The organism is Acidithiobacillus sp. 'AMD consortium' (assembly GCF_008926505.1).
Lineage (GTDB): Bacteria > Pseudomonadota > Gammaproteobacteria > Acidithiobacillales > Acidithiobacillaceae > Acidithiobacillus > Acidithiobacillus ferridurans.
The window spans coordinates 1893308-1915087 of record NZ_CP044411.1; the positions used below are offsets into that span (position 1 = coordinate 1893308).

A 21780-nucleotide genomic window follows, 5' to 3' on the forward strand; every position below is an offset into this window, starting at 1 on the left:
TTTTTCCTAACCACGCGCTTTCGCGGCAATCCCGATATCACTCACTCCTGCCTTCTGGCAGCGATCCATCACATGGACGAAATCCTGAAAAGGCACGCCCTTATCGGCAGCGATGGTGATCTGGGTCTTCGCAGGGTTACCATCACCGGCGAGCATTTTCTGCAGGCCGTCGAGATCATAGTGGTGACCCTTCACATCCACCGATCCATCCTTATCGATATTGATGGTGTAGTGCGGATGCGGAAGCTGCTGCGCCTGGCTGGACCTGGGCAACTGCAGACTCAGCCCTTTGTCGGGGATCATTTGCAGCGTGATCATGATAAAAAACACCAGCAGGAAGAGCATAATGTCGATCATGGGGATGATCTCCACCCGGCCCTTCTTCTGCTCGAAATAACGGCGCTCCATCAACTGGCCCTCGCCACAGACAACATTTCACTGCGTTGCTGCTCACCGTTGTCCGGCGTGATCATGGGTTGACCGTCCATCCGATTGATCAGCATGGTCTTTACGGAATCCAGTTGCAGGAGAATCTGCCGCACCTGGTTATTGAAGGCATTGAAGGCCATCAGACCGAGCATGGCGATAAACAGGCCAGTTGCCGTGGCGACCAGCGCGTCAGCCACACCGCCGGTGACCGCCGTAGGCGCGTGTCCCGGAGTGGCCAGCACCGAAAAAGCGTGGAACATACCGATAATCGTGCCGAACAAACCCAGCAGCGGCGCCAAGGTGATGATAGTGTCCAGCAACCACAGACGGCGATCCAGTTGCGGCGCCAACACCAGCACACTTTCTTCAAGACGGCTGGCAAGGCCTTCGCCTTTCACCTGCCCATGATGGGAGGCAGCCATACGCAGCAACGAGGCTTCGGGCAGATCACTCGCCCCATCAGCCATCTGATTCAGCGTGTCACGATCCAGGCGACCATGGCTGCCCAGTTCATGTACAAAGATCAGCCCACGCAGGATGGTGCGCCGCAAAAACCAGAACCGGTCCACGATAACGGACAATTCGACCAATAACAGCGCGCCAAGCACGTAGAGAACGCCATCTGAATAATTGGCGAGGTGAATGAGATATTGCAGGTTCATAAGGACTCCCTCTCTAACCGGAGGGAGTACCATAGCAAATCAATGTGACAGTTTTATGAACCTGTTATGACAAATTTACATCAATGGCGTTTTTCGGCGGCAAACTCAGGCGATACCCAAACCCATGTACCGTTTCCAGCCACTCCGCAGCGCCAGCCTTTTCCAGACCTTTGCGCAAACGATGCACCTGAGCCGCCACCGAATTTTCCTGGATGAGGCTGCGGCCGTCCGTCAATACATTGGCAATTTCTTGGGGCGAGAAAGTCCGATCCGGGTGCAATGCCAAATAGTGCAGAAACCGGAAAAGTCGTCGACTCAGACGTATTTCTTCCCCATTCACCCATACCCGACAGCTTCCCGGATTGACCTGGATCAGCGACCCCCGCTCTACCGGGAGGCATTTCCAGTGCTGGTTTTTTTTCAGCAGCGCCGATGCCTGCGCCAGCAACAACGTCTCGCTACACGGGGTCGATACATACGCGCTCGCTCCAGCATCCAGAGCGGACATGGCGTTTGCGTCATCATCCACCCCGATAGCCAGCACCGGCAAACCGGCACAAACCGGGTAAGCGCTTAATTCCATGAGCCACGGCGCAAATCGGGCAGACCAGTCCTGCAGAATCAGCAGGGCCGGGTGCCATCCCGTAACAAGCTGAAAGGCGTCATTCATTGCGCTCGTCGTGCGCAGGAAGGCGCCCGATCCCTGCAGGCGGAATATAAGCCCACTCGGCGGCGCCGTTTCTGCCAGCAGCAGAATGCGTGCCTGATAAAGCGGATCCATTTCCACATTGTTATTCGTTGTGCTGCCTTGCGGTATGGCCATCATGGTTTCCTGCCGAAACTGGACCTTATGACAGGATATACCCACAATATGACAGTTTTATGAAACTACAATGACAATTTTATGACAAAAACCCAGCGCCATACGTACTGCAACACACAGGATTTGCGGAGACCGCAGTGGTCTCCGGCAACTCCAGCCAGGCATGGAAGATCAGTGAATTACTGAAGCGGGATGGTTTGCTGTTGCGGCTGCTGTGGCTGTTGCGGCGCCGCTGGTTGACTGCTGGTCTGAGGCAATACCACCCCTGCCGGGGCCTGAGGACTGGCGGTCATGCCCAGCCGTTGCGAAAGCAGCTTCTGGAACTGCAAAGATAGTGGCTTGTCGCCAAAAGTCCCGATACGGATGTTGACCTTGGTAACATCCGTGGCCATGGAAGTCAGCGTTACCTTGGCGGTCTGGCCGTCCGTGGTGGTACCCTCGATCAGATACTCGGACGGACTCTTGCGGATTTCGCCGTTATAGTGGATGCTCATTTCTCCGAATGCCGCCTTCGACGCTGCACTGACCCGCGTCACCGACGTCGGATAGTAGGCGTAGAAATTGGCGACCCCGCCATTTTCCACATAGGCCACGGCCCCACCACCAGCCCCGGCCGCGAGAAGCGCCACGCAACCACCAAGCGGCAGAGCTGCTACCACACCCACTACCGCCAACCACGCCAACCGCCGTTGCGTCGCCATGCCAACCCCCTAGCTCCAATCCAAGAAATAGTGACAAAAACCCGGCAGAACCGGGCTTCTTCGCTATTGTCTGAAATCCTATCACAGCTCACCCATGAACATCCACACCGACCAGCCAGTCTCCATTCCGCGCCTTCATGGGTTCCAGAGACAGGTTTATATCGAACGCGGAAGACAAAGGTGCATATTGTCACCAAAAAGTCACCTCAGTGACGCATTGCTGTCACATTGGACTGCTAATATTGTCACCATTCCAGGTGGCAAAAGATTGGCATTTGTTAGGAGGTAGCCGCATGAACACCATAAACCAAGGCCCGGCACACCCGCTGGATCGGTTATCTGCCTATAGCGGAACGATCTTTTTGGTCAGCGGGACCTGCGCCGTTGCAAGGCCGTCCTGGGCGCAAGGCTCTGCCCTCCGCGCGTCGCTTTGGCGCCGCCCCCTTCTGATATTTTCAGAACCTGCATCAAAGACCGGATATAAGGCAGCAACCAGACCTCAACATGTCAGAAGTCGAAAACCATCTTACGAACATGGAGGCATCCATATAAGCGTTTTCAAATCGTCACCAAGGATATCACTAAGTTGCGAGATTAACTGTCGAACTCGGCGGCGCGCGATGTCGGCCAATACAACGTCAGCGCCTGCCTGCCGGTGGACGTGATCGGTGTCTACGTGTTGTTGCCGGACGCTCTGTAATGTACACTTTGATGTACATCATCTGACGGGAGTACATTCATGCCGGAAACCACCTTCACCGAATTACGCAACCACGCCAAGACCTGGTTCGATCTGGTCGAGAGCGGACAGACGGTGCGCGTATTGCGCAACGGCAAACTCATCGCCGAAATTCACCCCATCCCGGCGCAACTGCCTTCGTGGAAGCAGCGTCCGGCGCGCCCACTGGCCATCGGTGGCAAGGAGATCAGCCGGCTCATCCTCGACGAGCGCGGAGACTGATGCGCGTCTATTTCGACTCGTCGGCCTTTGCCAAGCGCTACATCGACGCAACCGGCACTGCTGACGTCCTGGCGTGGTGCGAACGGGCCAGCGAACTGGCACTGTCGGTCATCGCCGTGCCTGAACTGATCTCCGCCTTCTGCCGTCTGCAACGGGAAGGACGCCTGACGGAGGCGCAATACCAGATCATCAAGCGCGCCCTTATGCTCGACATCGCCGATGCGCTGATCTGCGATACCACTCCCCAGGTCCTCCAGCACGCCGTCAAAGCCTTGGAAAACCACACGCTGCGCGGCATGGACGCCATCCACCTGGGCGCCGCCCTCGCCTGCACCGCCGAAGTGTTCATCTCGGCCGATGCCCGCCAATGTCGCGCCGCCGAGGCCTTCGGTCTGCAGGTGGTATCGCTATGAAACACCAGCCACGCCACCATCTCGCCTTCGCTACCCTGCCTTTCACTCGCGCCCAATGGAACCCTGCGCGCACAAAACCGCGACCAATATACTTGGCTGAACCACATGCCCGCCAGTTCACGCGCCTTCCCACTTGGCTGGCGCAGCATGACGAAGCTCTGCGTGCCGTGCTTACACCCGATTTGATGCTGAAAATAGCCCTACTTGAAAAAACCGGCCATAACCACGGCGTTGAGCATGTCCTGTCCGCCAACCCGCAAGCCGTCTGCCTCGCCTCTGCCAGACACCCCACCCGCGTCACGGTTACGGGCACTGTGGATGACGGGTACCAAGTCTATTTCGAGACAAACTCAGCCACACTACCGGGAGAGTTGGCCCGTTGTTTCCCAGGTGGACATAGGAATTGGACCGCCAATTAGGTGCTAACCGGCGCTGGATAGGCCGGTCGTGGTAGAGAGATGGGGTGATGGTGCGAGGATAAATCCTGGGCTGTGTTTTCTGGGGCGGTTCCGTCGTGGGCGGAAGGCAGGGCCACTATTTGGCCAGGGAAGCAACCCGAAACAAGAAGTCAGTCCAGCCCACCCAGCCCTGCAATAGCCTCAATGTAGAACATAATCGGGGGTCGTGAATTGCTTTTCTCTCGAAGTATTTCCTTAGAAGCGATATTTGAAGTAAAAGCGATTACTGAAATACGGGTTCTGATAATGTGCATAACCAGCCTCATTTTGTGCTATAGATATATCAGTATAATCAGCAATATAAAGCCCATTAAGAATACTGGAAAGATCATAGGAAAAGCCCAAATCCATGGACCAGAGTTTCTGATTAGGAACAGCTTCGCCCGTTGGAAAGCCGTATGCACCATTATAGGAGTAAACACTCCCCCCAAAGCCATAACGAACCAGATACCGAATAAAGCTGGCGTTAAACTTGAGCCGGTTGGCAAAAAAACCAAAGTTGGACGCTATACCATACGCATACCCAGGACCATAATCCGAAATACCGGTTTGCATGGTGGTGGTATAAAGTGTCCCGCTGATATCATTGTACGGATGAACCATGCCGCCATGGCGAAAAGAATTATAATTTCTGGGACTATAGTCTGCTACCAGAGCCACATTATCATCATAATTTCTAGCGAATTTCACCCCGATTCGACCGCCGTAAATATGGGCATCTACCGAATCTGCGTTTAGCGCATTCAAGAAGCTTGTACTTACTCCTGAACTTCCTTCGGAAACCATCTGGAAGTTCCCGAACAAGAAAACGCCGTTGGAGATCGGACGGCTGATTTCAGCGTCTCCGTAACACATATTTGCAAAACCATAAAAATGGTAATCCCAGACCTGGAGTTCCAGATGATTGCCTAGGAATGGGGTTTGGTAGCGTGCTCCTAACACGTAGAAACCATTGGTATGCGCACTGGTATAACGATTACCCGTGGTGAACGTTGCACTGAAACGACTGGCATAACTGTATATACGTGCAGCCATGAAGCTCAGTGTCGCGGGTGAACCACCAATAGCTAAAGGACTGTTGCCAGACCACTGTTCATCCTTGGGATGACCGATAATGTCCACGACTGCACTGATGCCAGTAAAAGCCCGTGGATTATACGTATAATCATCCCAGTTGGCATAAGGAGTATCGATAAACTGACGGCCAGCACGGATAATAAAAGGACCATGGTGATATTGCAAATAGGCCTGACGCACTATGGCGATGCCATGACTGGGATAAGGGCCAGTCAGTTCCGGATCTTCATGCTGATAAAAACCGGTCCAGGTGGCAAAATCTCCACCGACCCCCAGACTGAATCCTGCAAATTGTGGACTATGCACATATAGATGACCACCCAGAGCCAGCGAATGCGTGTCTTGTCTCGTATGCGCATGATTCAGATAGCTGAAATTAATAATCCCCAACATCGCGGAAATTTTGCTGTTGGAAATAGCACTGTCGATGAGGGTATTGGAAGGGATCAAAGAACTTGAGGGCGTCCCCGCCGTGGATAATGTGGACATTCCAAGACCAATGGCACATAATACGACCATACTACAAGCCAGACTATTTCTGGATGGGCTTCTTCCGGAAAGCGCTCTACGAAATCCACATTTATAATTTTTAATCATGGAATTCTTCTTACCCCAGCCCCACGAACCAGCGGAACGGAAGGTGGTAATCCATCTGCTCCATCAGTCGTCGCTCGGGGCGGATGCTGTAAAAGCCTTGCAGCAGCAAGGCACGAAGGAGATGCTCCGGGGAATGGAAGGACAGCCAAGGTGTGAATAGATGCGCCTGAAATGACCACCCAGTTCCGCAAGGGACAGGTCCACAATCACCCGGATGACATGTAGAGGATGATCCGCAGGAACCCGCTGTTCCGGCGACAGATAGCTGAACATGCTCTGTGTCTCCACTTTAGCCCCGCGCATCCCTTCGTCCTCCAGATTCCTAAATCCGAGCTTCAAATTATAGACTATCTTCGATCTGCTCCAAGGTCTTACCCTTTGTTTCTGGTACAATCCATAGGGTAAATAGGATCGCCAAAACAGTCATTGACGCATAAAATATGAAAGTAGGGCCGCGTCCAATCATCAATAACAAGTCTAGGAATATACCGGAAATCACCATGTTTGAGACCCAATTAGCGACGGTTGCAATACTCATGGCCCTACCCCGGATAGCGAGCGGAAAAATCTCAGAGATCATTAGCCAGAAAATAGGTCCAAGGCCAATAGCAAAAAAAGCGACAAAGATAGCAACCATACCCACGATGATATAAGTCAGTGCGCCGTGAAGCTGTATCATGAATCCAGTACCAATAAAAATAAGACTGACCAGCATACCATAGAGACCAAAAAGCAGCATTTTGCGACGACCGGCGGTGTCCAATAACCGCATTGCGACGCTTGTCATGATCACATTGACGGCACCAATACCCACGGTGGCGAGAATGGAAGCTGAAGCCGAAGATAAACCGGCATCCTGGAAAATGGTCGGTGCAAAATAAATAACCACATTGATACCCGTTATTTGTTGAAAAACTGCCAGACCGATACCGACGATAAGGGGCTTACGGACCTTACGTTTCAGCAGCAACGACCAGGGCGCTGCCCGATGGCTGCCCTCAACAACATCGCGACGTAGATCTCCAAGCTCTTCGGAAACGTCCTGACGTCCCCGCAAAAAACGAAGCCCTGCCGCCGCCTTTTCTATGAGATCACGCCCCGCCAACCATCGAGGACTTTCCGGCAGGATCATCATTCCCCCAAGCAAGATAAAGCCGGGAATGGCACCGATTGCCAGCATCCATCGCCAACCATCGGTGACACCAGAGAGCATATAATCAACCAGATAAGATACAAAAATACCCACGGTAATATAAAATTGATTAATGGTTACAATGGCACCGCGCCAATGCGCCGCTGTGATTTCTGATAGGTACAGAGGGGTAATCATGGAAGATACCCCAATGGCGGCTCCTACCATAACCCGGCCCAGGAAGAGAAGGGGTATGGTCCAAGCCACTGAGGCCAAAATCGCACCCGCTGAGAAGAGAACGGCGGCAACGATCAGTACGGTGCGACGTCCAAAAGCATCTGCAAGTGCTCCGGCAAATGCTGCGCCCACGGCGGCAGCGGCCAGTGCGATTGCAACAAATAGCCCCTTCATGCTTGCATCAAAGTGAAAAACTTGATTTAAAAACAAGAGAACACCAGCGACGACACCGGTGTCGTAGCCAAATAGCAATCCACCGAGCCCAGCGACAATTGCAATCAAAATAAATCGCCAGTCTTTCTTGGGTTGGCGTGTCTCTATCTCGCGCATCCGACGAATCTCCTCATGAGAACTTATAGGCTCTTTCAATATCTTTTTGTATTATTAACAGCTAGTTGCAGAGAATTCAATAACGCTTGTGGACTGGATAATGCCACACAGAATTGTTGCAAGAAATTTTATTTTACGTGCAACGCCTAAGTGCAGTTCGATAGCGGTAGAGAAATTCGAAGAGTTCTGGAACGGTCACTTTGAAATACAGGTTGCCGCAAAAAACAGAGTCAGTATGGAGCACATCCATGGAGAAATCAACGCAAGTCCTTTTCAGGTTTACCTGTCTCAACCCGGTTCTTCGCCATTTCAAACCCCGGTCTTCATCCACATCCGCGATACCGTTCGCTGCGCCGAGAATGAATTGCGGGTGGCAAACCAGGGCCTACGGAATCTGAGACTGGAGTTTGTCACTCTCTCAGCATTACCGGAATTAACCGCATTTTTAGAATTACCCACCGCACCTAATGCTGGTGTCCGGGGTCGGCTTAGGATATTGGTCCCGCTTCCCGGCTCAACGGTCTGCAAGACTGGCCAGCACCTTGGGATGGGCGTACCAGCGCAGCATACCGCTCAACGCGCCGTCCTCATCCAGGTCCACCGCCAGCGCCGCTGCGGTCTTGATCGGCAGCACGGCACCAGTGAGGCGTTCTGCCCAGTTTCCCAGGTGGGGCTGATGCCCGACTAGGATCAAGGCCTTGGGCTGGGGATCCAGATCCCGCCAATCGCTGGCGAGAACCTCCAGATCGCCCGCCGCTATGGCGTCGTGCTCCCGAACCTTTTTCACCTTAAAGGCGTTGGCCAGGATATCGGCGGTCTGGCGAGCACGTGGCAAGGGGCTGGTCCAGATCACGACCTTCCCTGACACGCAAAGTCGCAATCCTTGCGCCATCCCCTTTACCGTCGAACGTCCTGTAGTGGTCAGTTCCCGCTCAAGATCAGACGACCGTGCCGCCGGGTCTTCCGCCTTGCCGTGTCGCACCAACACGAGTTGCATAACTATTCCTCCTCCGAACCAGAGCGAACCACGGCGAACGGAAAAACCCACGAAGCCATTAAAAGAAAAGGCGCTCGTGAACTTCCACGAACGCCCACCTACTTAATAATGGTACCGAGAGTCGGACTCGAACCGACACGATGTCACCACCACCGGATTTTGAGTCCGGCGCGTCTACCAGTTCCGCCATCCCGGCAAAATACCAAGCCGTATAGTAAATCGTCTGGCCGCCCCAGGCAAGACGCATCGGACTCACCCGGTAGGCGGAAAACCGAGACGCCGTGCCGCACCTCACCAACCCCATGGGCCCCACGGCCCCCAAGGCCCCCACGGTCCCCAGGGTCCGCCGTACCAACCACCGTTGATAAACACCGCACTCGTAGCGGGTTGCGGTACCTCCACCGGCCATAAATACACGGTGCTGGCTTGCAGTTGGGGATAGGGATAATCATACCCGCCGACCTTTTCCACTTGCACCCCGGTCACGGTACCAATAAAGGTAAGCTCCCGTCCCGCCGCATAGAGCACCGGGTCGTAGAACCCGGGCGCACAGGCAATAAACCGCCCTTCATCCGATTTTTCCCCACCCTTGTAAGGCCGTCCATCCTGACGCAGCGGCAGCGCCATTACCGTAAAGCACGTCTCCTGAGCCTTCGGCTGCGCTTTGATGAGTGTGCCGCCCCAACGCACCAGCTTGCCGTTTTCCGCGCCTGTTTGCGCCTGACGCGGCGTAACGGACGGGAACTGCCCACTCACCGGCGTTACCGTCGCGCACCCCCCCAGAGCCAGCGCTACGATCATACCCGTCAAGACCTTCGATATGTTCATTTCACCCTCCTGAGCATCGCCATCGTTGACCGGTAAACACCTCAGTATAGACCATCTTTCCGGGCACATTACTGCGTAAAACCAAGCGCATGTTGGATGCCCCCACCGGAACGGTCATGCGGTCCAGGACAATTCCGCGCAGAGCCCACCGCCGACATCGTTGAAGAGGCGCAGGCGCATTCCCTGTGCCTCTGCGAGCTGGCGGGCGATGGCGAGACCCAGGCCGCTGCCCTCCCCATGTCCCCGGGCGTCATCCAAGCGGATAAAAGGCTCAAAAACGGTCTCTAGATCCGCCTCCGGAACCCCTGGCCCCTCATCGCAAAGGCGCAACTGGGTGCGTCCCTGAGTTTTCTGGAACTCCGCCCTCACCCTCCCGCCGCCGTAACGCAGCGCATTGTCCAGCAAATTGGACAGCAAGCGGCGCAGCGCCTCCCGATCCCCCCGGAAGGGATAACGGCGCGGCAAAGTCGCCTGCCAGTGACCGCCCTCTCTTTCGAAATCCGCCCCCACCTCGGCCAGCAACACCATCAGATCAAAATCCGCGACCTTCGCCGACATACCGCGCCCCAACGCCAGCGATTGGGCCAGTAGCGCATCCATCCGCTCAATATCCTGCAGCATACCTTCCCGCAGGTGCTGCGGAGTGTTGTCCGGCAGCAGCTCCCAGGCCATGCGCAGACGCGCCAGCGGCGAACGCAGATCATGGGAAATCCCGGTCAGCAGCAACGACTGATGGTTGATCATCGCCTGCAAACGGGTTCGCAGGTCGGCGAAAATGTTGAGGATGTTCTGGAACTCATAAGCACCACCTTGGGGCAGACTCGGCAGAGGGGCCTTCAGCGATCCGCGCAAGGCTTTCGAAATCACCTCCAAAGGCCGCAAGACCCGGCGTACCAGAATCATGGTCAGTACCAACAATGCCAGCGTGGAAAAAACGATCACAAAAATCATCGCAACGGGGAGGGAGGAAACCAGGCGTCGACGATCAAAATATACCCAGATCTTGTGTCCGCCGATGGGAACGGGTACCCAGAAGGTATGGGTACTTCCTCCCAGTACATACACCCTAGCGGGCGCACCCAGGCGTCGGGAGAGTGCCCGGCTCAGCAGCCAGCTATAGACGTGACCATGGGTGTGGGATACCGAACGGTCAAGATGTTTGGCAATTTCCATTCCGTTATCTGCCCACAAACTGGTCAAGAAAGCAGGACGATCTTCAGGCGACAGTTCGGTATAGGTTTTCGCGCTGATCACAATCAATCCGGCGAGATCCTCCGCTGAACGTTCGGCCAAGGGATACAGCACCGTGGCAACAACAATCAACAGCGTCAGAACCTGCAGAACGACGATACCCAGCCCCAGGGTCCACGCCGTCTGGGAAAACAATCTGCGCCCACCCTGCGAACTCATGAGGATGGAGTGAAGCGATATCCGGCGCCACGCTCGGTCTGCAAAAAGCGGGGTTGCCGGGGATTTTCTTCGATCACCTTGCGCAGGCGCGTCACCCGCACGTCAATACTGCGATCAAAACGGCCGTCCTCCTCCCCACCCAGCAATTGCAGCAACAAATCGCGGCTGAGTATTCGGCGTGGTCGTTGTGCAAAGACCAGGAGCAGATCCATCTCTGCAGGATTCACATCGACCTCGGCGTCGCCCCGGTAGAGTCGCCTCTCCGCCACATGCAGACAGAAGTCGCCAAAGCTGAGTTTGTCGCTGCCCTCATCCTTCCCGCTGCGGCGTAGCAGCACCCGCAGCCGCGCCAGCAGCTCCCGCGCGTTAAACGGCTTGGCCAGATAGTCATCCACGCCGCTTTCCAGCCCGAGAATACGCTCGTCCTCCTCTCCACGGGCAGACAGCATCAGAATGGGAGGCCCTGCCTTGCTGCGCAGGTCTTTGGCGAGGCTGATGCCGTCCTGCCCCGGCAGCATCCAGTCCAGAACGATGACGTCCACCGGCCCCGCCGCCAGTTGTTGACGCATCTGCTGCCCATTGGCGGCGAGCAGTACGGCGAGGCCCTGGGCCTGAAGAAACTCCTGCAGCATCTCCGCAAGCCGCCGATCATCATCCACTATCAAAACCACTGCCATCCCGGCCTCACAATATCCTGAAAACGGGTACCATCCTGCATCAGGATACCAAACCAGCAGGAAGACGCTTTCCGGAAATATTCTCGAAATATGATGGATACAGTATACACCACAGGCAGCATCGGTATCCAAACCAAAAGATTGAGCGGAGCGAATAAGTCGGGCAGTCCAAAGCATCTCAGATATTAGACAGATGGGCTGCGATACGAGTTTTGTAGCGGTTGTTTTGCGGCTATTAGACGGACCTTTGGTCCGTCTTTTTTTATGTCTCGGGCCAAAAAACCGCAGGTGGATCCGGCACCAGACCGCCCAGAAAATCATTTTAGACCGGAAATATTCCAGAAACAAAAGGGCCGTAGTCTACATCCCATGGCACGGGGCCAAGGCCCAACCCCATTCTAAAGATGGGGGATCGTCCAACAGGATTTAGCGCACTGACGACCAAAGGCCGCAGTGCTTAGTTTGAAATGGTTTTGTAGCGGTTGTTTTGCGGCTATTAGACGGACCTTTGGTCCGTCTTTTTTTATGTCCCGGAAGCAATGGTATACTAGGTGCATTCGCTCATCAAGGATGCCGCATGGACCCCAAAGCACACCGCCTCGTCTGGATCGATCTGGAGATGACAGGTCTGCAGCCGGAACAGGATCAGATTTTGGAAATCGCCACGCTGGTCACGGACGATAGTCTGAGGATTCTCTGCGAAGGGCCGGTATTGGCCGTCCATCAACCGGAATTCGTGCTCGCGGCTCTGGATGACTGGAACCAGCGTACCCACAGCACTTCGGGCCTCCTGCAGCGGGTCCGCGACAGCCGCCTGGATATGGCCGCCGCAGAAACCCAAACCCTGGACTTCCTGCACCAGCATGTTACCACCGGCACATCACCGATTTGCGGCAACAGCGTATGTCAGGATCGCCGATTTTTAGCCCGCCTGATGCCGCGGCTGGAACGTTTTTTTCACTATCGGATGATCGATGTGAGCACCGTCAAGGAACTCGCCACCCGCTGGTATCCGCACCTGCCCAGATTTTCCAAGGCCGAGCGCCACGAAGCGCTGGCCGATATTCGCGAATCTGTTGCCGAACTGACTTATTATCGCGAACGACTTTTCCCGCAGACACCTTTCCCAGGCTCTGGGGCTGGAAACTCCGCCACTGAATAGGTGCCGGTAGTGGGCACACCCACCGCCGCGGCTTCTTTGCCGACACGGTGCAGACGCAACCACGCCAATGTTAAGATGGCCGCTTGCAGCCGGTCGGCAACCTGGGCAGGGCGGATGCGGCATTTATTTTGGAGGCACCAACGCGGTGGATATTGATCTCTTTTACGAACTCGCCGTACCCGCCCACATGGGTCGCAGTGAGGCTCAGGTTTATCATGAAACACTGGATGAACTCAGTCTCGCCGATACCCTGGGTTTCCACGGCGCGTGGTTGGTGGAACACCATTTCATGCGCGAATACTCACACTCCAGTGCTCCAGAAACGGTCCTTGCCGCAGCCAGCCAGCGTACCCGGAATCTGCGTCTCGGGCACGCCGTCGTCGTCCTGCCCTACAATCACGCCATCCGGGTTGCGGAGCGCGCCGCCGCCTTGGATATTCTCAGCCATGGCCGTCTGGAGATGGGCATCGGGCGAGGGTTTTCTCCCAAGGAATATCAGATTTTCGGCAATCGGATGGCAGACAGCAGGCTGCACCTGCAGGAGGGGCTGCAAATCCTTCGCCAGGCCGGCGGCGGTGCTTTCAGCCATCACGGAAAACTCTACGACTTCAGTGAGCTGGACATTCTTCCCAAGCCTCTCCAGCAGCCTCACCCTCCCCTGTGGGCGGCGGCCGTGAGTCCGGCGACTTTCCAGTGGGCGGCACAAGAGGCCATTGGCGTGCTTTCCGGGCCGTTCAAACCCTGGTTCCTGATCAAACAGGATCTGCGTGCCTATAAAAAGACCTGGCGAGAGCAGCACGGAGACGGCCCCGTGCAGGCGGGCCAAAATGGGAACTTCGCCATGACCATAGGTTGTTTATGTTTGGAAGATGCTGCCGAGGCGCGTCGGCTGGCGGAAGGTTTCACCTGGTATTACCAGCGACTTCTGGATCAGACGCGACCGGTGCTGGTACAGCTGCGCGAAAGCTATGAATACTACCATCGCCTCCGCTTTCTGGAGCCGCTGCTGCGCCGCGGCCTCAGCCTGCAACTACTGGAGACCATGGGCATGGTCGTCGTCGGTGACCCGGATACCTGTCGCCGGCGGCTGGCCCGTTATGCCCGGGCAGGGGTAAATCGCCTGATTTTGGCCGTAGGTGCCGGGATGGTCCCCAGCGAGGTCACCCAGCGCTCATTGCGCCTGCTGGCCGATGAAGTACTGCCGGCCCTGCGCACCCCCTCCCCCCACTGATGCAGGTGTTGGTCACCGGCGCAGCGGGGCATACGGCGGCGGCTCTGCTGCCGGCCCTGCTGGCCTGGCCGTATATCCGCCGGATTATCGCCCTGGACCGACGACCGCCGGCATTGCAGCATCCCAAGCTATATTACCTGCCTCTGGATATCCGTGACCCACAGTTGGCGGAGCACCTGACTGGCGTGGATTGCGTCATCCATCTCGCCTTTATGGTGCTCAGCCCTCGCCTTGGACCACAGCAGCGCTGGCGTGCGGAAATGCGCCAGGTCAATCTTGACGGCAGTCAGCACCTGTTCCTTGCGGCCGCAGATGCCGGTGTACCGCAAGTCGTCTATTCCAGCAGTGTGGCCGCCTATGGCGCCTGGCCGGATAATCCGGTGCCCATTGGCGAGAACCAACCTTGTCGGCCAGTACCCGGTTTTGCCTACAGTGAGGATAAGGCCGCACTGGAGCAGTGGCTGGATGGGTTCACGGCTGCTCAGAAAAAAACCGCTGTCACCCGCCTGCGCTTGCACGCCATTATCGGCCCCCATGGGCAGGCCCTGGTGAATGAGATTGCGACGAGCCCTTACGGACTCCGACTAAGCAATCCGGACCTGCCCATCCAATGTCTCCATGAAGACGACGCGGCCAGCGCAATACTGGCCGCGCTCCGTTATGGACAGGAAGGCATCTTCAACATCGCGGCGCCTGATCCCATCCCCTGGTCCAGCATTCCCCGCCGTTGGCAGTTGCCCCTCTCACCCACGCAACTGCACGGTCTGCACAGGTGGCTGCGGCCCCTCAGCACTCGCCTTGGCGATCCCGGCTGGCTGCAGGTACTGGAAAATCCACTGATCGTCGATATTTCCAGCGCCTGGCAAAAATTGAAGTGGCAGCCTCGCTATGACGTACGTCACGCGATAAACCAGGTGCGTGATACCTGCGGACGGAGCCCGATACACCCTTGGAGCGGCTGAGCGTCCGTGGCAGAATGGCTTATGAACTTTGCTCATCATATTCCTGCGCAAGCGCAGATCCAGCGGCACCATGACGCCTTGGTCAACCGGCTCACCGAGCACAGCAGTCACTACCGGGACCCGGTCCAGACAGTCCCCTGGGAAAGCCTCGACGCGGAAGCGGCTTGGCTCCCGGAAGAGTTGCTGTCCCTGTATGGGTTGCCTGAATACTCACAGCTGAGTCCGGAGGAGCGTATCCGCCTTTCCCAGGTCGAGTTCGTCTCCTTTTGCGAGTTGGGCTTGTGGCTGGAAGCACTCTTTATCCAACGCCTTGGCGCCAACTCACTCCAGGAGATGTACCGCGACCCAGTCAGTTACCACTATCAGTTGCACGAACTGCGGGAAGAAGTGGGGCACAGCCTCATGTTTCTGGAGCTACAGCGACGTTCACAGCGCTCCTTCATGACACCGCTGAGCCAGCGCCCGCCACTGGCGCGTCTTTTCGCCCGCTACGCCCCGGAAGGCTCGGCCGCTTTCTGGGCTACCATCCTCATCGGCGAGAACGTGCCCGATCGCGTGAACCGTATCATCTTCGCCCACAAAGAGTTACCCGCTGCGGTACTGACCATCACCCATGTGCATATGCGCGAAGAAGCCCGCCATATGGCCTTCGCGCGCACCACTATCCAGATGCGCAGCCAGGCCATGAGCCGGGCGAAAAAACTTCTGATCAGCCCCGTCCTGCGCGAGGTTTTCCGGCAGTTTTTGCGGACCTGCTTCTTCCCGTCCGAACAGGTCTATGCGGCAGCCGGACTGGGCAATCCGCGGATCTGGGCGCGACGTGCGCGCCGCAATCCACACCGTATCGATCTGATGAACCAGTGTGCGCTTCCCAGCCGGGATTTCCTGCGCACCCAGGGCTTTGCCTTGTGATCCGCGCTTTCCTGCTATAGTTTGAGAGTTGACGTTCCACTTGACCACTGAGGTGTGCCATGGCGGTATTGCAGATTGCGACCCGACCCTTTGCCGACCAACGCCCCGGCACCTCTGGCCTGCGTAAAAAGGTCAAAGTGTTTCAGCAGCCGCATTACCTTGAAAATTTCGTGCAATCCATCTTCAACGCCATTCCGGATCGTGCCGGGAAAACCTTAGTGCTCGGCGGTGACGGGCGGTTTTATAACCGCGAAGCCATACAGGTCATCCTCCGGATGGCAGCGGGCAACGGCTGGGGCAAGGTCATTGTGGGGCGGGGTGGGCTCTTCTCCACGCCTGCGGTCTCTACTGTCATCCGCGCCCGCGGCGCCCACGGCGGCATCATCCTGAGCGCCTCCCATAACGCGGGGGGCCCCGACCAGGACTTTGGCATCAAGTACAATACGGCCAATGGCGGTCCCGCTCCGGAACAGATCACCGACGCCATCTGGACTGCGAGCAGGTCCATCCAGGGCTATCAGATACTGGACGGCGCGGATGTCGACATTGACCACGCTGCCACCTTTTGGCTGGGCGACATGCAGATAGAAGTCTGTGACCCGGTAGCCGAGTATGCAGAACTGATGGCCCGCATTTTTGATTTTGACGCGCTGAAACAACTCATGCAGGGGCCTTTCCGGATGCGTTTCGACGCCCTGCATGCCATTACCGGCCCCTATGCCCATGAGATTTTTGAAAAGCAGCTCGGGGCACCGGCAGGCACGGTGGTCAACGGCACCCCCCTCACGGATTTTGGGGGCGGACATCCCGATCCGAATCTGGTTTACGCCAAGCCCCTGGCCGACGAACTCTTCGCAGAGAACGCACCCGACTTTGGCGCCGCATCCGATGGAGATGGGGATCGCAACATGATCCTGGGACGCCATTTTTTTGTGACCCCCAGTGATTCACTCGCGGTACTCGCGGCACATGCCACCGCAATCCCCGCTTACCGTCAGGGTCTCAAAGGCATCGCCCGTTCCATGCCCACCAGCCAGGCTGCGGATGTGGTGGCCGAGGCCCTGGGTATCGCCCATTATGAAACGCCCACCGGCTGGAAATTCTTTGGTAACCTGCTGGATGCGGGCAAAATCACCTTTTGCGGCGAGGAAAGTTTTGGTACCGGCTCGGATCACATCCGTGAAAAAGACGGGCTCTGGGCCGTATTGGCCTGGCTCTCGGTGATCGCTCATACCGGACAACCGGTGGCGGAGATCGTCACCCGGCACTGGCAGCGTTTCGGGCGTCATTACTACACCCGCCACGATTACGAAAACCTTCCGGCGGAAATCGGGGAACAGATCATGCACAGCATTGCCGCCCAATTGCCGGTGCTCCCTGGTCAGACGCTGGCAGGACGGGAGATCCTCATTGCGGATGACTTTGCCTATGCCGATCCCATCGACGGTAGTATCAGCGCGCATCAGGGCCTGCGTCTGCTCTTTGCCGACGGTGCCCGGCTGATATTCCGCCTATCGGGTACCGGAACCGAAGGTGCCACCTTGCGTATATATCACGAGCATCTGGAGAAAGACCCGCTGCGCCAGCACCAGGATCCGCAACGTACCCTGCGCGATCTGATCCAGGTCGGTAGGAATCTCAGCCGAATCGAAACCCTCACGGGTCGCAAGGCCCCCACTGTCATCACCTGATATAGGAGTCTGATCATGATGAATTTTGAAAACGATAGCGACAATGGCATGGGCTACAGCGCCTTGGGGATCGCCCTGCTGGCAGGTGCGGTAGCGGGCGCGGTCACGGCTCTGCTCTTCGCTCCGCAGACGGGCGACCGCACTCGCGAGCAATTGCGGCGGCAGGCCAATCGGGCCTGGGATCGCGTCGTCGCGTCGCGCGAGCGGATAAATGAGCGAGTTGAGGAACTGCTCGATACCATCGCCATTTATAGCGAAGAACTGGTGCAGAAGGGCAAGGAACTGAGTGACAAAGAGCGCCAACGCCTGAATGACGGTATTGCTCTTGCCCGCGGCGAACTGGACCGTCTGCGCCGTCGTCTCTCGCGCCTCGATTGACCGCAGCGGGGCGAGCGGCTATTCTCCTCCGCGACGGGGCGTAGCGCAGCTTGGTAGCGCGCCTGCTTTGGGAGCAGGATGTCGGAGGTTCGAATCCTCTCGCCCCGACCAAATAAAACAAAGTGAGCCATGTCTGAGTCTGAGCCCACGGAAGTGGAAGCGGCCTTTTGGCGGCAGCCTTTGCCAAATCTTTTTCATGCGCTCCATACCAGCCCTCGTGGCTTAACGACGGAAGAAGCCGCTTCGCGATTGACGTCTTTCGGCCTGAACGCGCTACGGCCCGCGCTGCGCGGCACGCTCCTCCGGCTGTTTCTCTCCCGCTTTCGCAATCCCTTGGTCATTATCCTTCTGGTCGCCAGCGCGATTTCTGCCGTGACAGGCGACAGGGCCAGCTTCCTGATCATCAGCGCCATGGTGTTGATGAGCGTGGCCTTGGACACCGTGCAGGAATACCGCGCTGGGCAGGCGGCCGAGCGACTCAAGCGATCCGTCGCCGTGCGCGCCACGGTCCTGCGTGATGGTCGTCCGCGTGACATTCCGATTTTCGAGGTGGTGCCAGGAGATACGGTGCTGCTGGCCGCAGGCGATTCGGTCCCCGCAGACGGGCGACTCATCGAGGCGCTGGATTTTTTTGTCAACCAGGCGCTCCTCACCGGCGAGCCGTACCCGGTGGAAAAGCATGCGATCGAGCTTTCCGACAAGGCAGATCTGGATGCCGCCGATAATGCGGCCTTTATGGGCACCTCCGTCATCAGCGGCAAGGCAACTATCCTGGTCTGCCGCACCGGTCTGGGCACCGCCCTCGGCGAGATCGCCGACAGCCTGGCCAGCAAGGCGCCCCCCACTTCCTTCGAACGGGGCACACGCCAATTCGGCTTGCTGATTATGCGTCTAACGGTTTTTCTGGCGCTGTTCGCGCTTTTCGTCAACACCGCGTTTCACCGCCCCCTGCTGGAGTCCTTTCTATTCGCCGTCGCCCTGGCCGTAGGTCTCACGCCAGAACTTCTACCGATGATCGTTTCGGTAACCCTCGCGCGCGGGGCTATTCGGATGGCTCGGAAAAAGGTGATCGTGAAACGCTTGGCGTCGGTACAGAATCTGGGGTCGATGGACGTGCTCTGCACGGACAAGACGGGAACACTCACCGAGGCGCGCATCCGGCTTGAGCACCACGTGGATCCCATGGGGCGAGAGAGCGAAAGGGTGCTGGAATTAGCTTATCTCAACAGCCACTTCGAGACTGGTCTGAAAAGCCCTCTGGACGATGCCATTCTCTCCCATCAAGAAATCAACGTCAGCGCCTGGCGAAAAATTGATGAAGCACCCTTCGACTTCGAGCGGCGGCGGGTCTCCGTGCTGGTGGAAAAAAACGATAGACGGCTTCTGGTCGTGAAGGGTGCTCCCGAGGACGTACTTCGACTTGCCGTGGCATATGAGGCGGACGGGATCCAAACGCCATTCGACGCACCGGCACGGAGTCGGGCAGGGGCGTTGTGCGACGAATTGGGACAGAATGGCTTCCGGGTGCTAGGTATCGCCTGGCGACGAGTGCCACTTGACCATCCCCACGCAGTGGTGGGCGATGAAACCGAGTTGGTATTTGCCGGCTTTGCCGCTTTTCTGGATCCCCCAAAGGAAACGGCGGCCCGTGCGGTTGGCGATTTGGCCAAAAGCGGTGTGGCAGTGAAGATTGTCACCGGTGACAACGACCTGGTCACCCGTCATGTCTGTGCGCAGATCGGGCTGCCTGTGAACAAGGTCCTGACCGGCGCCGAGATCCAGAGGATGGACGACTTTGCCCTGCAGGCGCTGGTGGAGGAGGCGAACCTATTTTGCCGCGTCACCCCCACCCAGAAAAACCGCATTATTCTGGCCCTCAAAGCACGCCAGCATGTCGTAGGTTTTCTCGGCGACGGCATCAACGACGCTCCTTCGCTCCATTCCGCAGATGTGGGGATCTCCGTGGACGGCGCGGTGGACGTGGCCAAAGATGCAGCGGACATGATCCTGCTCGAACGCGACCTCGATGTGTTGTACGAAGGCATTCGAGAAGGGCGACGCACCTTCGGTAACGTACTGAAGTACATCATGATGGGCACCAGCTCCAATTTTGGGAATATGTTCAGCATGGCGGGTGCTACCCTGATCATCCCGTTTTTGCCCATGCTGCCGGTACAGATCCTGCTCAACAACTTCCTTTACGACCTCTCGGAGGTTCCGATCCCGTTGGACAATGTGGATGAAAGCTATTTATCGCGCCCTCACGAGTGGGACATGGCCTTCATTCGCAACTTCATGATGGTGATCGGCCCGATCAGTTCGCTCTTCGACTTCCTCACTTTTTATGTCATGTTGCACGTTTTCCATGCCGGTGAGGAGATGTTCCACACCGGCTGGTTCATTGAATCCATCGCCACCCAGGTTCTGGTAATATTCGTCATTCGTACCCGCTTTAATCCCTTGACCAGCCGTCCGCACCCTTTGCTGGTGGGAACCTCATTAGCCGTGGTTGCCGTAGCAGCCCTGCTGCCTTTGACCCCGATAGGCGCCACGCTGGGATTTGTAGCACTGCCGATGGATTTCTTCGCGATACTTATGGCCATGGTCGTCGTGTACCTGATGGCGGTGGAAGGAGTGAAGAGATGGTTTTATCGACGCCTGGCAGGGAGAACTGCCGGAATCCCATCACCGATTTGATGATGCCAAAGGCGGGCTCTACGGTTTATTTGCGTAGCCGGTAAACGTTGCGGCCCGCCTGTATCTTCAGATGTTGGATCATGGCCTGCCTCATGGCACCACATAGTTTTTCTATCTGCCTGCTGACCAATATAGCAGCCTGTGGGAAAATCTCTCAACATTGTTGACTTTGGAAATTTTTACTGTTACAAAAACCCCGCCCTGTTGCTCCAAAATGGCTTTGCTATAGCAAACTCCTGTAAAATGCGGCTTCGCCGAATCCCGGCTAAGGAAGGGCACATATCAGAAAGAGGGAAGCGAAATGAACGAGAATGCAGCATTACTGAACAAAGAGGTACCGGACTCGGGTGGGGATCTGCCCGTGCGCTACGACCGGACAACCATCATTCTGCACTGGCTCACCGTGGTTCTGGTCGTCGTACTCTTTGCCCTGGCCGAAATCTGGGATTTTCTCGAGCATGGGGCGCCGCTCCGGAAGGAGTTCCAGTCCCTTCATATTTCACTGGGCATCCTGCTGACGCTGGTGCTCATAATACGGCTGGGCTGGCGTACCACACGCGGCACGCGCATGCCGGCGGCGACAAACTTGCAGGAAAGGCTGGCGAAAGGGATGCAACATGCGCTCTACCTTCTGCTGGCAGTACAGGTAGCACTAGGCTTTCTGCTGCGCTGGGCACAGGCGGAATCCTTCACGTTCTTCGGGCTCTTCTCCCTGCAGTTTGCGACCGTCAAAAATCACGCCCTGGAACACACCTTCGGCAACTTCCACAATATCATTGCCTGGACCATCATCATCCTCGCTGGTCTGCATGCTGCGGCGGCACTGATGCACCACTACATCCTCAAGGATGACACGCTGGAACGGATACTCCCCAGAAAAACCGGCCGTTAAGCCGCCCGCGCAAGGCGTTTTCCGGTCAATTCCACCGCGGACCGCCCTGGAGCAAACCCGGCGCCAATGCTCCGGGAGGACCGTGGCCAATCCTCCCCATTCATGAGGGTTAGGCTGCCGGGC

At 56.8% G+C, this 21780-nt stretch carries 20 protein-coding genes, 2 tRNA genes and 1 pseudogene; 11 read left to right on the plus strand and 12 right to left on the minus strand.

Translation table 11 applies throughout. From position 1 onward, the window contains the following. Positions 1-6: 6 nt before the first annotated feature. The 4 genes from F6A13_RS09725 to F6A13_RS09740 form a co-directional block, all read right to left on the minus strand. Positions 7-408 (minus strand): ExbD/TolR family protein, encoded by a 402-nt coding sequence (locus F6A13_RS09725; RefSeq protein WP_126604269.1) that lies wholly within the window; start codon positions 406-408, stop codon positions 7-9. After that, the gene (locus tag F6A13_RS09730) at positions 408-1091 is read right to left on the minus strand and encodes a MotA/TolQ/ExbB proton channel family protein (RefSeq protein WP_126604270.1); all 684 of its coding nucleotides are present in this window, start codon (positions 1089-1091) and stop codon (positions 408-410) included. The genes F6A13_RS09725 and F6A13_RS09730 overlap by 1 nt, the downstream gene beginning before the upstream one ends. A 64-nt stretch (positions 1092-1155) precedes the next feature. Continuing rightward, positions 1156-1917 carry a winged-helix domain-containing protein gene (locus tag F6A13_RS09735; RefSeq protein ID WP_225981792.1) on the minus strand — a complete coding sequence of 254 codons (762 nt, stop codon included), beginning with the start codon at positions 1915-1917 and terminating at the stop codon, positions 1156-1158. A 176-nt stretch (positions 1918-2093) separates the two neighbouring features. Beyond that, complete coding sequence (locus F6A13_RS09740; RefSeq protein WP_113526588.1) at positions 2094-2615, minus strand: DUF3568 family protein; 522 nt, start codon at positions 2613-2615, stop codon at positions 2094-2096. 739 nt (positions 2616-3354) lie between these two features. Between F6A13_RS09740 and F6A13_RS09745 the strand changes: the two genes are divergently transcribed. Continuing rightward, entirely contained in the window at positions 3355-3576 is a 222-nt protein-coding gene (locus F6A13_RS09745) for a type II toxin-antitoxin system Phd/YefM family antitoxin (protein WP_113526587.1), read from the plus strand. Beyond that, positions 3576-3989, plus strand: a complete 414-nt coding sequence (locus F6A13_RS09750; RefSeq protein WP_113526586.1) for a type II toxin-antitoxin system VapC family toxin — start codon at positions 3576-3578, stop codon at positions 3987-3989. The genes F6A13_RS09745 and F6A13_RS09750 overlap by 1 nt, the downstream gene beginning before the upstream one ends. Before the next feature lie 653 nt (positions 3990-4642). Here the strand turns inward: F6A13_RS09750 and F6A13_RS09760 are convergent. The 8 genes and pseudogenes from F6A13_RS09760 to F6A13_RS09795 form a co-directional block, all read right to left on the minus strand. Continuing rightward, positions 4643-6121, minus strand: a complete 1479-nt coding sequence (locus F6A13_RS09760) for a hypothetical protein (RefSeq protein ID WP_225981793.1) — start codon at positions 6119-6121, stop codon at positions 4643-4645. 13 nt (positions 6122-6134) lie between these two features. After that, positions 6135-6424 (minus strand): annotated as a pseudogene (locus F6A13_RS09765) (transposase); the annotation flags it as partial. A 37-nt stretch (positions 6425-6461) separates the two neighbouring features. Next, positions 6462-7820, minus strand: a complete 1359-nt coding sequence (locus tag F6A13_RS09770; RefSeq protein ID WP_126604271.1) for a sugar porter family MFS transporter — start codon at positions 7818-7820, stop codon at positions 6462-6464. A gap of 514 nt (positions 7821-8334) precedes the next feature. Next, on the minus strand, positions 8335-8817 hold the full coding sequence (gene sixA, locus F6A13_RS09775) for a phosphohistidine phosphatase SixA (RefSeq protein WP_126604272.1): 483 nt from the start codon (positions 8815-8817) through the stop codon (positions 8335-8337). A 109-nt stretch (positions 8818-8926) separates the two neighbouring features. After that, positions 8927-9013 (minus strand) — tRNA-Leu (locus F6A13_RS09780). 95 nt (positions 9014-9108) lie between these two features. Continuing rightward, positions 9109-9645: a Slp family lipoprotein gene (locus F6A13_RS09785; protein WP_113526583.1), complete on the minus strand. Its 537-nt coding sequence runs from the start codon at positions 9643-9645 to the stop codon at positions 9109-9111. Between the two features lie 114 nt (positions 9646-9759). Then, positions 9760-11031: an ATP-binding protein gene (locus F6A13_RS09790; protein WP_225981794.1), complete on the minus strand. Its 1272-nt coding sequence runs from the start codon at positions 11029-11031 to the stop codon at positions 9760-9762. Between the two features lie 20 nt (positions 11032-11051). Next, on the minus strand, positions 11052-11732 hold the full coding sequence (locus tag F6A13_RS09795; protein WP_113526581.1) for a response regulator: 681 nt from the start codon (positions 11730-11732) through the stop codon (positions 11052-11054). Between the two features lie 577 nt (positions 11733-12309). Between F6A13_RS09795 and orn the strand changes: the two genes are divergently transcribed. The 9 genes from orn (at position 12310) to F6A13_RS09840 (ending at position 21657) form a co-directional block, all read left to right on the plus strand. Then, positions 12310-12894 (plus strand): oligoribonuclease, encoded by a 585-nt coding sequence (gene orn, locus F6A13_RS09800; protein ID WP_113526580.1) that lies wholly within the window; start codon positions 12310-12312, stop codon positions 12892-12894. Positions 12895-13039: 145 nt separating this feature from the next. Then, entirely contained in the window at positions 13040-14125 is a 1086-nt protein-coding gene (locus tag F6A13_RS09805; RefSeq protein ID WP_151528166.1) for an LLM class flavin-dependent oxidoreductase, read from the plus strand. Next, positions 14125-15087, plus strand: a complete 963-nt coding sequence (locus F6A13_RS09810; RefSeq protein WP_151528167.1) for an SDR family oxidoreductase — start codon at positions 14125-14127, stop codon at positions 15085-15087. Before F6A13_RS09805 ends, F6A13_RS09810 begins: the two co-directional genes overlap by 1 nt. Positions 15088-15108: 21 nt before the next feature. After that, positions 15109-15999 (plus strand): diiron oxygenase, encoded by an 891-nt coding sequence (locus F6A13_RS09815; RefSeq protein WP_151528168.1) that lies wholly within the window; start codon positions 15109-15111, stop codon positions 15997-15999. Between the two features lie 59 nt (positions 16000-16058). Beyond that, a complete protein-coding gene (locus tag F6A13_RS09820; RefSeq protein ID WP_151528169.1) occupies positions 16059-17690 on the plus strand; it encodes an alpha-D-glucose phosphate-specific phosphoglucomutase in 1632 nt (543 codons plus the stop codon). Positions 17691-17705: 15 nt separating this feature from the next. Further along, positions 17706-18068 carry a YtxH domain-containing protein gene (locus tag F6A13_RS09825; RefSeq protein WP_113526576.1) on the plus strand — a complete coding sequence of 121 codons (363 nt, stop codon included), beginning with the start codon at positions 17706-17708 and terminating at the stop codon, positions 18066-18068. Positions 18069-18102: 34 nt separating this feature from the next. Then, positions 18103-18179: transfer RNA gene (locus F6A13_RS09830), tRNA-Pro, on the plus strand. Positions 18180-18197: 18 nt separating this feature from the next. Next, the gene (gene mgtA, locus F6A13_RS09835) at positions 18198-20765 is read left to right on the plus strand and encodes a magnesium-translocating P-type ATPase (RefSeq protein WP_113526575.1); all 2568 of its coding nucleotides are present in this window, start codon (positions 18198-18200) and stop codon (positions 20763-20765) included. Positions 20766-21066: 301 nt separating this feature from the next. Continuing rightward, complete coding sequence (locus F6A13_RS09840; protein WP_113526574.1) at positions 21067-21657, plus strand: cytochrome b; 591 nt, start codon at positions 21067-21069, stop codon at positions 21655-21657. The last annotated feature ends 123 nt before the right edge of the window (positions 21658-21780 follow it).

Bases quoted from the DNA above. Each gene is read 5' to 3' on its own strand.
- F6A13_RS09740 (WP_113526588.1), bottom strand. From the start codon at position 2,615: ATGGCGACGCAACGGCGGTTGGCGTGGTTGGCGGTAGTGGGTGTGGTA.
- sixA (WP_126604272.1), bottom strand. From the start codon at position 8,817: ATGCAACTCGTGTTGGTGCGACACGGCAAGGCGGAAGACCCGGCGGCA.
- F6A13_RS09760 (WP_225981793.1), bottom strand. From the start codon at position 6,121: ATGATTAAAAATTATAAATGTGGATTTCGTAGAGCGCTTTCCGGAAGA.
- F6A13_RS09735 (WP_225981792.1), bottom strand. From the start codon at position 1,917: ATGATGGCCATACCGCAAGGCAGCACAACGAATAACAATGTGGAAATG.
- F6A13_RS09745 (WP_113526587.1), top strand. From the start codon at position 3,355: ATGCCGGAAACCACCTTCACCGAATTACGCAACCACGCCAAGACCTGG.
- F6A13_RS09840 (WP_113526574.1), top strand. From the start codon at position 21,067: ATGAACGAGAATGCAGCATTACTGAACAAAGAGGTACCGGACTCGGGT.
- F6A13_RS09810 (WP_151528167.1), top strand. From the start codon at position 14,125: ATGCAGGTGTTGGTCACCGGCGCAGCGGGGCATACGGCGGCGGCTCTG.
- F6A13_RS09815 (WP_151528168.1), top strand. From the start codon at position 15,109: ATGAACTTTGCTCATCATATTCCTGCGCAAGCGCAGATCCAGCGGCAC.
- F6A13_RS09770 (WP_126604271.1), bottom strand. From the start codon at position 7,820: ATGCGCGAGATAGAGACACGCCAACCCAAGAAAGACTGGCGATTTATT.
- F6A13_RS09730 (WP_126604270.1), bottom strand. From the start codon at position 1,091: ATGAACCTGCAATATCTCATTCACCTCGCCAATTATTCAGATGGCGTT.
- orn (WP_113526580.1), top strand. From the start codon at position 12,310: ATGGACCCCAAAGCACACCGCCTCGTCTGGATCGATCTGGAGATGACA.
- F6A13_RS09825 (WP_113526576.1), top strand. From the start codon at position 17,706: ATGATGAATTTTGAAAACGATAGCGACAATGGCATGGGCTACAGCGCC.
- F6A13_RS09785 (WP_113526583.1), bottom strand. From the start codon at position 9,645: ATGAACATATCGAAGGTCTTGACGGGTATGATCGTAGCGCTGGCTCTG.
- F6A13_RS09750 (WP_113526586.1), top strand. From the start codon at position 3,576: ATGCGCGTCTATTTCGACTCGTCGGCCTTTGCCAAGCGCTACATCGAC.
- F6A13_RS09795 (WP_113526581.1), bottom strand. From the start codon at position 11,732: ATGGCAGTGGTTTTGATAGTGGATGATGATCGGCGGCTTGCGGAGATG.
- F6A13_RS09820 (WP_151528169.1), top strand. From the start codon at position 16,059: ATGGCGGTATTGCAGATTGCGACCCGACCCTTTGCCGACCAACGCCCC.
- mgtA (WP_113526575.1), top strand. From the start codon at position 18,198: ATGTCTGAGTCTGAGCCCACGGAAGTGGAAGCGGCCTTTTGGCGGCAG.
- F6A13_RS09725 (WP_126604269.1), bottom strand. From the start codon at position 408: ATGGAGCGCCGTTATTTCGAGCAGAAGAAGGGCCGGGTGGAGATCATC.